Source organism: Deinococcota bacterium, assembly GCA_030858465.1.
Taxonomy (GTDB): domain Bacteria; phylum Deinococcota; class Deinococci; order Deinococcales; family Trueperaceae; genus JALZLY01.
In genome coordinates this window covers 1-9660 of the sequence record JALZLY010000231.1, presented here as the reverse complement: position 1 = coordinate 9660, position 9660 = coordinate 1, and the positions used below count along the sequence as shown (strand labels likewise).

The window sequence follows — 9660 nt, the reverse complement described above, 5'->3', positions numbered from 1 at the left end:
AGGTTCCAACGGGCGGGGTGCATGGCACACCCCTAAGCTCCGTAACCGAAAGCGGCCCTAGTGGGTCGCTGTAGGGAGAAAGAGAATCCCCCGGCTTTAGCCGTGGGGAGTGTCAAACAACGGCTGAACCCTGCTGGCTTTGCTCCTATGCGGTCCGGCAAACACGCCTTGCCCGCGTCGTCTACGGTCGCACGAGTCCGCCCGTCGGTGGCATCACCTCCACGTATCCGATCCTGCTCACGACGGATGTTCCCTCCTGGGGGGAGCCACCTGAGGTGCTTGGCGGCGTGCTCGAGGAGGCGTGCATAGCCCTGACAAAGGGGAACGCATGAACCGCGACGAACTGCCGAACACGGCGTTTATCGACCCGACCGGGGCGAACGTCGCGGCGGTCAGGCTTGATTGACGAGTAGAGAGTTGTTAGGACAGCCCCAGCGAGATGTACTTGACCTCGAGGTACTCCTCCAAACCCCACTTGCCGCCCTCGCGGCCGACGCCGGACTGTTTCATGCCGCCAAAGGGGGCGTGTGGCACCGAGGGCATGCCGTCGTTGACGCCGACGATGCCGTAGTCGAGGCTTTCGGCCACCCGAAAGGCGCGGGCGAGGTCGCGGGTGTAGAAGTAGGCGGCCAGGCCGTAGGGGGTGCTGTTGGCGGCGCGGACCGCCTCCTCGTCCGCGCCAAAGGAGAGGATGGGCGCGACGGGGCCGAAGGTCTCCTCCTGCATGAGCTGCATCTCGGGGGTGACGCCGCTTAGGACGGTCGGTTCGAAGTAGAGGCCGCCCGTCGCCTTGCCGCCGGTGACCACCCGGGCGCCCCTCGCTAGGGCGTCGGCGACGTGAGCCTTGACCTTGGCTAGCCCCTGCGCGTTCACCAGCGGGCCGATCTGCGTGCGTTCGTCCAAGGGGTCGCCCACCTTGAGGCCTCGAGCGGCCTCGGCGTAGCGCTCGGTAAAGGCGTCCAGAATGGAGTTCTGCACGTAGATGCGGTTGGTGCAGACGCAGGTCTGGCCGGCGTTCCTGAACTTGCAGGCCATCACCTCGCGCACGGCCTTGTCCAGGTCGGCGTCGCCGAAGACGATGAAGGGCGCGTGGCCGCCCAGCTCGAGCGACACCTTCTTGACCGTCTTGGCGGCCTTTTCGTAGAGCATGCGGCCGACCTCGGTCGAGCCCGTGAAGCTGATCTTGCGGACGCGCTCGTCCTCCAAAAAGACATCCGAAAGGGGGCCGGGCTCGGAGGTAGGCAGAACCTGGAGAGTGCCTCCTAAGCCGCCCGCCTCCTCCCACAGCGCCGCCAGCTTGAGCGCGGAGAGCGGCGTCTGCTCGGCGGGCTTGAGCACGAACGAGCAGCCGGCGGCCAGGGCCGGCGCGGCCTTGCGGGTCACCATCGCCGCCGGGAAGTTCCAGGGGGTCACGGCGTAGACGGGACCGACGGGCTGCTTGATGACCAGCAGGCGCTTGTGCGCGGCCGGGCTCGCCACCGTCTCGCCGTACACGCGCTTGGCCTCCTCGGCGTACCAGCCCACGAAGCCGGCGGCGTAGCTGACCTCGCCGCGCGCCTCGGTGATGGGCTTGCCCATCTCGAGCGTCATGGTGCGAGCGAGCTCGTCTCGGTGTGCCAGGATCAGGCTCTGCCAACGCGCGAGCACCTCGGCGCGCTCAAAAGGCGTCTTGGCCCGCCAGCTCTCGAAGGCGCGCACGGCGACGCCGATAGCCTCTTGCGCTTCGGCCGGGCCGCAGTCGGCGATCTCGGCGAAGCTCTCGCCGGTGGCGGGGTTGATGACCCCAAAGGTCTTGGCGGCGTCCCGCCAGCGGTCGCTCAGGTAGCTTGCCTTGCGTTCTAAGGTCAACATAGCTCAGCATAGCACCGCTCGCCGTGGAGACCCCGCCGGTCGGCAACGAGGGAGCACGGCAGCGCGGATGGCAATAAGATGGCGATAAGAATGGCAATGAGAAAGAATGGTAACAAGAAAAGAATGGTAAGCACCTACACAAAAGTTCTTGTGAAGTTCTCAGCGCTAAGAGCCACAATCTGGCGAAGGCAAGGGGAGCAGCTTCCACAATTTCTTTTGCATGGCTACTTAACAAGAAAAGAATGGTAACAAGAGAGGACAATAAGATTCGGGCTGCAATTCTAGGGGGCTGCTTGTGTTAAGACTGGAGGCATTATGAAGCGCCGTCCTGCTCGAGCCTTGCCCTCGTCCCCTCTCCCGTCCCTGTCCCTGGCAGCCAGACCCTGGCCGGGTGGCGTGCGCCGTCTGTGGCTAGCCGCGCTACGGGTAGCCGTTCTCTGTCTGGGCGTCCTCTCGCTGGCCGGCCAGGCGCAGCCGGCGTCCAGTCCGGACGACTTTGCCCGGGGCATGCGGATCGACATCCTCAGCGACGCGCCCCTGCAGAGCGTGCCCCTGCCGGCGGAGGTCTACCAGGGGGTCACCCAGGAGGGCTTGCGGGACCTGCGCGTCTTCAACGCGGCCGGGCAGGTGGTCCCGCACGTGGTGGTCAGCGCGACCGAGATCGATGTGCCCGCGCCCCGCTTGGAGCGCGTGCCGGCCTATTCGCTCGCGACCCAAGAGGATGCGGTAGAGGCTGAACAACCGCCCGCCGCCGCGACGCCGCCCGCGGCCGACACGGACGAGGACCCTGGTTTGGAGGGCGTGCTCGGCCTGGACGACCCCGACCCCGGCCCGGCCAGCTACCTCATCGACGCCTCGGCGGTGGACGGCGAGATCAGCGGGCTGAGGCTCTTCTGGGACGAGTCCGCCTCCTTTATGAGCGTGATCGCGGTCGAGTCGAGCGACGACCTGCTGAGCTGGGAACCCTGGAGCGAGCCGGTGACGGTGGCCGGGCTGCGCGGCCAGGAGGTGGTCTTGACCCGCAACGAGATCGGCCTGCCGGCGCGGCGGGCGAGCTATATCCGCCTCATCCACAGCGGGGGCAGCCCGCTGCCGTTGCCGGCGCTGACCCACGCCGAGGTCGAGCTCGACACCGGGGTGGACGAAGGGGCGCGGCAGTGGTGGCGCCCCGGGCTCGTCTCGAGCGAGGGCAACCTCCACACCTTCGAATTGGCCGCCTGGGTGACCGTCGACAGCATGCGCCTCGTCATGCCGGCCGGAAACGCGCTCGCCGAGGTTACCCTGGCCTCGGCCACGGGGCCCAACCGCGGCTGGCAGGAGCGCTTCGCGGGGCTCTTCTACAGGCTCGAAGGGGCGCAGACCGACCAAACCGCGAGCTTCGTGCCGGTGAGCGACCGCTACTGGCGTCTGGCGCTGTCGGGCCTGCGCCTGGAGGAGGTGACCTTGGAGCTCGGCCAGATTCCCGAGCGGCTCGTCTTCCTGGCGCGGGGCGAGGGACCCTACACCCTGGCCTACGGCAGCGCCCTGGTGGGCGAGGAGGAGGTGCGGCTGAGCAGCTTGAGTGACCTGCGCCCGCTCCGAGACGGAGACATCGAGATCGTAGCCGCCAGCCTCGGCGCGCCCTTCGAGCTGGGCGGCGAGAGCAGGCTGGTCGCGCCGGGAGCGGTGCGGCTGCAGTTCACCATCTTCATCGCCGCACTGCTCGCCGTGCTCATGGTGACGCTCATCTTCTTGAGGCGCAGGCTCGAGCGGCGGCGCAGCGAGCCCGCCACCCAGTAGCGCCACCCAGCAGCGCCACCCAGTAGGCCTCGAGCCCCGTCGTATCAGCTCTCCGCTTGAGGAGCAACTTCGGGGGCGACCTCGAGCGCGAGCAGGTCCTCGACCGTCTCTCGCGCGCGCGCCAGCCTGACCTCGCCCCTGACCTCGCCGCCCAGGATGACCACCTCGGCCGGGCGCAGGCTCGAGGCGTAGTTCGAGCTCATGCCGAGGCCGTAGGCGCCGGCCTGTTCGACCGCCAGGAGGTCGCCCGCTCGCGGCCTCGGCAGGCTGAGCCCGCGGCCCAGGCGGTCGGCGTTCTCGCAGAGGGGCCCGTCTATGTCCACCACCGTCTGCGGTCTGTCCTCGGCGTCCTCGGCGTCCGCGGCGATGAGGCGGATGGGGTGCTCGGCGCGGTAGAGCGCCGGGCGGATGAGCTCGGCCATGCCGGCGTCGGCGATGACGTGGGTGACGGGCCCGTCCTTGACGTGCAGGACGCGCGTGAGCAGGACGCCCGCCTGGGCCACCAGGTAGCGCCCCGGCTCGATCATCAGGGTCAGGCCGAAACTCTTGGCGAAGCCGCGCACGCGGGTGGCGAAGGCCTCCAGAGGAAAGCCCGGCACCGCGAAGCCGCCGCCGATGTCCAAGAGCTTGGCCTCGCCGTAAGCCTGGTAGAGCTCGCGAAGCTGGCCGAGGATATCGTCGTAGATGCCCACCTCTTCGATCTGCGAGCCGGCGTGGACGTGGAAGCCGGCGAGCCGCCCGCGCTCGGCCAGCCCTTCGGCGAGCTCGGCGACGGTGTCAAAGGGCATGCCGAACTTGGACTCGGCGGCGCCCGTCGCCAGGTGCTCGTGCGTCCCTGGGTCGAGCCCGGGGTTGAGCCGCAGCAAAAAGCGCGTTCCCCCGTCCTCTGCACTACCCTGCGCCTCCCAGGCCTGAAGCTGCGAGGGGCTGTCCAGGCTGACCAGCGCGACGCCGGCCTCACGTGCTTGCGCCCGCATCGCCTCTGGTTGCGCCGGGCCGCCGAGGATGACGCGCTCGGCGGGAAAGCCGGCGCGCAGGGCGCGCGCCAGCTCGCCCAGGGTGATGACCTCGGCGCCGAGACCCTGCCGCGCCAGGTGGCCCATGACGGCGCCCGCGGGGTTGGCCTTGACCGCGTAGTAGATCAGGGCGCCCGGCAGGGCCAGCTTGAGGCGCCCGAGCTGGCGGCTCACCTCGCCGAGGTCGTAGACATAGGTCGGTGTGCCGAAGCGCTCGGCGATGTCGCTCAGGAGGCGGTCTCTCTCGCTGCTGTCTCTCCCGCTGCTGTCAGCCTGCATGCTCACCCTGCCCGCTCACCCTGCCCGCTCACCCTGCCCGCGCTGCCTCATGTGCCGAGTATAAACCGTTTCGCGCCTGCTCTTTGCGCCGTGACCCGGCTGCTCGCCCCTTGACTCAGCCCTGGGGGCGCGCTTGCGCGGCCAGGAGGTCGCGGATCTCTTGCAAAAGGACCACTTCGGGCGCCGGCGCGGCCTCCTCGAGCGCCGCCTCGAGCCGGCGCAGGGCTTGCAGCCGGACCACCGCGCGGACCACCAGGAACATGGCGAAGGCGACGATCAGAAAGTTGATGACGGCGTTGAGAAAGAGGCCGTAGCGCAAGACCGGCGCGCCGGCCGCCTCGGCCTCGGCGACCGAACCGTAGAGCTGGGCGCCCCGCAGGATAAGGGCCAGCTCCGAATAGTCCACCCCACCCACCAAGAGGCCGATGATGGGCATGAGGATGTTCTCGACCAGCGAGGTGATGATGGCGCTAAAGGCCACGCCCACCACCACCGCCACCGCCAGGTCGATCACGTTGCCGCGCGCGATAAAGGCTCTGAAGTCAGCGAAAAACTGTTTCATGGCTCTCCTTCTCGAGGTCAGGTCCCGCACGTGGGGCAGGGCCTCCGCCGGGGCGTGACGCTTGCGCCGCTCGAGTCTAACAAAAGCCCTCAGTCAGGGCGTCCGGCCGCCGCTCTGCCAAACCAGGCGTTGAGCTCGAGCACCCAGGCGAGCCCGAGCAGCCAGCCCGCCAGGACGTCCGAGGGGTAGTGGACCTGCAAGTAGACCCGCGACAGGCCGACGCCGAGCGCCGCGAGGGCGGCGAAGACCGCGAAGGGCAGGCGGTAGCGCGGGCTGCGCCGCCACCAGACCAGCGCCAGGCTCGACAGGAAGGCCGCGGTGCCCAGGCTGTGCCCGCTCGGAAAGGAAAAGGAGCCCGTGTGCATGAGCGGCTCGAAGAGGTCGGGCCGGGGCCGCGCCAAGAAGCCCTTGACGAAGAGGATGAGGCCGCCCGCGCCCGCCACGCTGAGCCCGAAAAACAAGGCCTCGCGCCGCCAGAAGCGCCGCAGCAGGACGGCCGTGAGAAGCGACAGCGCGGCCAAGACGTGGATCGAGCCCAACTGGGTCAAGAGCGACATGACGCCGGTCAGCGCCGGGCTCTGCAGGTCGTAAAACAGGGTCAGCAGCGGCGCGTCGAAATAAGAAGCCCTCGCGCTCGTAGACCTCGTCGGCGAGCTCGAAAAAGAGCCAGAGCCCGCCCAGCAGGACTCCCCAGTAGACCAGCACCGGCCAGCGCAGCCTCTTGCGCAGGTCGCCGCGCCTAGTCAAGGGGCTCCACGAAGCGCTGGACCTCGAGGCGGTAGCCGTCGGGGTCGCGCGCGAAAAAGTGGTAGATGCGGTAGCCTTCGCTCAGCCGGGGCGCGCCCTCGGTTTCGACGCCCAAGCTGCGCAGCCGCCCGTAGAGGCCGTCCACGTCGTTAGCAAGCAGCGTGAGGATGAGTCCCTGGTGCCGCGGCAGCGGGCCGTCATGCTGGCAAAAGCCCAGGTAGGCGCCCGCCGTGACGCGAAAGATCAGGCAGGTCTCCTGGTCGCGGGCGAGAGGGAGCTTGAGGTCACGGCCGTAGAAGTCGGCGGTCGCCGCGAGGTCGTGGCAGGGATAGAAGGGGATCAGGCCGTGGATGTCGAAAGTAGAAGGAATGGTCATAGCACAGGTCATAGCACACCTCGAGCGGGCTGGGAGAGGGCTGGATGGTCTTTCCTGGACCCCAATCCCCAGGTCCGTCAGTAGTCCACCGGCCGCAGATAGAACTCGCCGATGGCGGTAGACGAGATCATCGCTTGAATCGGCCCTTGGCGCTTCCAGTGGGTCTGGGCGACCTTGCCCTTGACCAGGTCTAGCTCCCTCTGCTCGAAGCCCAGGCCGCGGATGGAGCCGTCTTCGTAACCCGCCAGGTGATGCAGCAAGATGGTGTCGGCGCGCTCGTAGCTGATGCCCAGGTCGCCCTCGTCGGACTGGCCTTCGATCAGGTCGGCGCTGGGCGGCTTGCTGACCACCTCGTCGGGCACGCCGAGGTGCTTGGCCAAGGCCCAGACCTGGGTCTTGAAGAGGTCGCCCAAGGGGTTGACGGGCGGCGCGTCGTCGCCGTGCCAGGTGTAGTAGCCGAAGAGGCGCTCGGTCTTGTTGCCGGTGCCGAGCGGCAGGGCGGCCCACTGAGCCGACTTGTCGAAGCCGATCATCATCCTGACCCGGCTCATGAGGTTGCCCTTCCGGTGCGGCGTTATGCCGGGCGCGAGGCTGGCGTAGCCGTCCACCGCCGCGGTGATGTCGATGGTCTCGCTGTGAACGCCCAAATCGTCGATGACGAGCCCCGCGTGCTCGAGCGAAGCAGGACTCGAGGTCCTATAGGGCAGGCGCAGGACGCAAACGTTCTCGGGACCGAAGGCTCGAGCGGCCAGATAGGCCGTCACGGCGCTGTCCACGCCGCCGGAGAGGGCGACGAGGACCTTGTCGAAACCCTTGCGGCCCACCTCGTCCCGCAAAAAGGCGATCAGAAAGTCGCTGACGAGCGGCAGGTTGAGCTCGAGGCGCCCTTGTGGGCGGCCCTCGGCGCGGATCAAGGTGATGCCTGGCGTTTTTTCGGTGACGGTCATGGTCGGCTGTTCGCCTCCTCAAAGGCGCGCACGAGCTCGGGCAGGTTGGCGCGCAAATCGGCCAGGAGCGGGTTCTCGTAGCGGGCCACGGCGACGGCCTCGAGAAAGATGTCTACCAGCAAGACCGCCTCCGTAAAGAGGGGCGCCTCGGCGATGACCCGGCCCCGCGGGTCCACGGCGTTGGACAGGCCGGTAAAGCCCTTGCCGCCCTCGAAGCCGGTCAGACCGCTGGTCAGGACGAAGACGCCGTGCTCGGCGGCGATGCCCTCGGCGGTCGCCAGCCAGCGGCGGGCGTTGGCGGGGACGCTGCCGGCGAAGTCGCGGGCGGGGGAGGCGGTCGGGATGTAGAGGACGTCGGCGCCCTTTAGGGCCAGGACGGCGGCGGTGCTCGAGTGCCAGGCGTCCTCGCAGATCAGCATGCCGGCCCGGCCGAAGCGGGTGTCGAAGGCGTCTACGTGCCGCCCGCGCGTCACGAAGCGCTCCTCGTCGAAAACGCCGTAGCTGGGCAAGAAGAGCTTGCGGTGCACGTGCTTGATGCCCGCCTCGGCGGTGCCGAACTCGGCGTAGAGGGCGCTGTTGTAGAAGTCGCCGCCGTCGCGTTCATAAAAGCCCAGGCAGATGTCCAGGGGCGCCTTCCAGCCCGCCTCCGCGAGGCAACCTCCCAGCAGCTCGTAGAGCGCCTCGGCGCGTATCGCCTGCTCGCGCACCCCCGCCTGCAGAAAGTAACCCGAGAGCGAGGTCTCGGGCAGGCACAGCACACCGACCTCCTCCTCCTCGAGCCGCCTCAAGATCTCGCTGAGCCGCGCCAGGTTGCGGCGTAACTGGCCCTTGACGGGCGTGAACTGGACGAGGGCGTGACGGATCATGCGCTTATTCTAAGCCCTTTGCCCCCGCCACTTCTTGGGGCGCACCTCATTTCGGAGCAGGGCATTTCGGAGCAGGGCGCGGTGAGCTTTCCACCCTTCACGAAGGATCGTGAAGGCAATGACCCGTTAAAAGAAGGCTGATAGACTACTAGGGGTTGGGGCCACGCAGGCTCTAGGACCCGAGGTCAGGGCCACTGGGCCCCGTGACCTAGGTTAGGGCCACTGGGCCCCGTGACCTGAGGTTAGGAGTGGACTGTGGATATTGTGCTGGCAAGCGCCTCGCCGCGCCGCCTCGAGCTGCTCGGCAGGTTGGGGCTCCTTTTCAGGGCCGTCCCGGCCGACATCGACGAGACGCCCCTCGAGAACGAGGCGCCCGAGGGGCTGGTCGAGCGCCTCAGCCTGGCGAAGGCGCGGACGGTGGCCGGGCGTTACCCCGAGGCACTGGTCATCGCCGCGGACACGGTGGTGGTGGACGGCGGCGTCCTCAACAAGCCCCGGGACGCCGCGGAGAACCGCCGCTTCATCGCGCGGCTCTCCGGCCGCGTGCATCACGTCCATACCGGTCACGCGCTGCTCTATGGGGGGCGGGAGAGCGCGGCGGTGGTCACCACGGCGGTGCGCTTCCGGCCGCTCACGGCGCGCGAACAGGACTGGTACGTGAGAACGGGTGAGGGCCTCGACAAGGCGGGCGGCTACGGCGTCCAGGGTTACGGTGCGGCCCTCGTCAGTCGCCTCGAGGGCTGCTATTTCAACGTCGTGGGCCTGAGCCTCTCTCACCTGCTGGAGGCCGCACGGGGGCTGGGGGTCGAGCTTGTCTAGCCTCGAGAAAGCCTGGTACACCTTTTTGGTCCTGGCGGTCCTGACCTTTCTCTCGGTCGCCTTTGTGGGGCAGGCGCCCTTGGCGCTGTCGAGCGCGGTGGCCCTGCCTCACGACCTGCCCTACGCCCTCAGCGTCAACCTGCGGCAGACGCTCGACAGTGCCGCCGACCGCCGCGACTTTCGCGCCGAGGCCGAGCGCCTGCGGCTGCGCGTCTTAGCGCTCGAGGACACCAACCGCCGGCTCGAGGACAGGGTGGACAGCCTGAGGACCATCGTCGCCGTGCGCGAGGATCAGTCGCACGGCGTGGTCCTCTCCGCAACGGTCACGGGCGTGGATCCGAGCCCCCTGCTCGCGCGCCTCACCCTGGGCCAGGGCGCGGCCGGCGGCGTGGCCCAGGGCATGCCCGTGACCGTGCCC

The 9660-nt window shown here is 68.4% G+C and carries 10 protein-coding genes; 3 read left to right on the top strand and 7 right to left on the bottom strand.

Features of this window, described 5'->3' with window-relative positions; all coding sequences use genetic code 11:
• Positions 1-420 precede the first annotated feature (420 nt).
• Positions 421-1851, bottom strand: a complete 1431-nt coding sequence (locus M3498_11695) for an NAD-dependent succinate-semialdehyde dehydrogenase (protein ID MDQ3459947.1) — start codon at positions 1849-1851, stop codon at positions 421-423.
• A 315-nt stretch (positions 1852-2166) separates the two neighbouring features.
• Here M3498_11695 and M3498_11690 point away from each other — a divergent pair, with 315 nt between their 5' ends.
• Positions 2167-3630 (top strand): DUF3999 domain-containing protein, encoded by a 1464-nt coding sequence (locus tag M3498_11690; protein ID MDQ3459946.1) that lies wholly within the window; start codon positions 2167-2169, stop codon positions 3628-3630.
• 44 nt (positions 3631-3674) lie between these two features.
• On the opposite strand, the gene lysA is transcribed toward M3498_11690, so the two are convergent.
• The 6 genes from lysA to M3498_11660 form a co-directional block, all read right to left on the bottom strand.
• A complete protein-coding gene (lysA, locus tag M3498_11685) occupies positions 3675-4925 on the bottom strand; it encodes a diaminopimelate decarboxylase (GenBank protein MDQ3459945.1) in 1251 nt (416 codons plus the stop codon).
• A 115-nt stretch (positions 4926-5040) separates the two neighbouring features.
• Positions 5041-5487, bottom strand: a complete 447-nt coding sequence (gene mscL / locus M3498_11680) for a large-conductance mechanosensitive channel protein MscL (protein ID MDQ3459944.1) — start codon at positions 5485-5487, stop codon at positions 5041-5043.
• Between the two features lie 89 nt (positions 5488-5576).
• The gene (locus M3498_11675; GenBank protein MDQ3459943.1) at positions 5577-6044 is read right to left on the bottom strand and encodes a phosphatase PAP2 family protein; all 468 of its coding nucleotides are present in this window, start codon (positions 6042-6044) and stop codon (positions 5577-5579) included.
• 182 nt (positions 6045-6226) lie between these two features.
• Complete coding sequence (locus M3498_11670; GenBank protein MDQ3459942.1) at positions 6227-6610, bottom strand: VOC family protein; 384 nt, start codon at positions 6608-6610, stop codon at positions 6227-6229.
• Positions 6611-6687: 77 nt separating this feature from the next.
• Positions 6688-7557 (bottom strand): NAD+ synthase, encoded by an 870-nt coding sequence (locus M3498_11665; GenBank protein ID MDQ3459941.1) that lies wholly within the window; start codon positions 7555-7557, stop codon positions 6688-6690.
• On the bottom strand, positions 7554-8423 hold the full coding sequence (locus M3498_11660) for a beta-ureidopropionase (protein ID MDQ3459940.1): 870 nt from the start codon (positions 8421-8423) through the stop codon (positions 7554-7556). Before M3498_11660 ends, M3498_11665 begins: the two co-directional genes overlap by 4 nt.
• A gap of 261 nt (positions 8424-8684) precedes the next feature.
• Here M3498_11660 and M3498_11655 point away from each other — a divergent pair, with 261 nt between their 5' ends.
• A complete protein-coding gene (locus tag M3498_11655; GenBank protein ID MDQ3459939.1) occupies positions 8685-9242 on the top strand; it encodes a Maf family protein in 558 nt (185 codons plus the stop codon).
• Positions 9235-9660: hypothetical protein (locus tag M3498_11650; protein MDQ3459938.1), on the top strand; the 426-nt coding region annotated here is incomplete at its 3' end. The genes M3498_11655 and M3498_11650, both read left to right, overlap by 8 nt.

What these genes read in the sequence shown, in the direction of transcription:
- M3498_11660 (MDQ3459940.1), bottom strand. Translation starts at nt 8,423, where the DNA reads ATGATCCGTCACGCCCTCGTCCAGTTCACGCCCGTCAAGGGCCAGTTA.
- M3498_11690 (MDQ3459946.1), top strand. Translation starts at nt 2,167, where the DNA reads ATGAAGCGCCGTCCTGCTCGAGCCTTGCCCTCGTCCCCTCTCCCGTCC.
- M3498_11675 (MDQ3459943.1), bottom strand. Translation starts at nt 6,044, where the DNA reads ATGTCGCTCTTGACCCAGTTGGGCTCGATCCACGTCTTGGCCGCGCTG.
- M3498_11695 (MDQ3459947.1), bottom strand. Translation starts at nt 1,851, where the DNA reads ATGTTGACCTTAGAACGCAAGGCAAGCTACCTGAGCGACCGCTGGCGG.
- M3498_11665 (MDQ3459941.1), bottom strand. Translation starts at nt 7,557, where the DNA reads ATGACCGTCACCGAAAAAACGCCAGGCATCACCTTGATCCGCGCCGAG.
- lysA (MDQ3459945.1), bottom strand. Translation starts at nt 4,925, where the DNA reads ATGCAGGCTGACAGCAGCGGGAGAGACAGCAGCGAGAGAGACCGCCTC.
- mscL (MDQ3459944.1), bottom strand. Translation starts at nt 5,487, where the DNA reads ATGAAACAGTTTTTCGCTGACTTCAGAGCCTTTATCGCGCGCGGCAAC.
- M3498_11670 (MDQ3459942.1), bottom strand. Translation starts at nt 6,610, where the DNA reads ATGACCATTCCTTCTACTTTCGACATCCACGGCCTGATCCCCTTCTAT.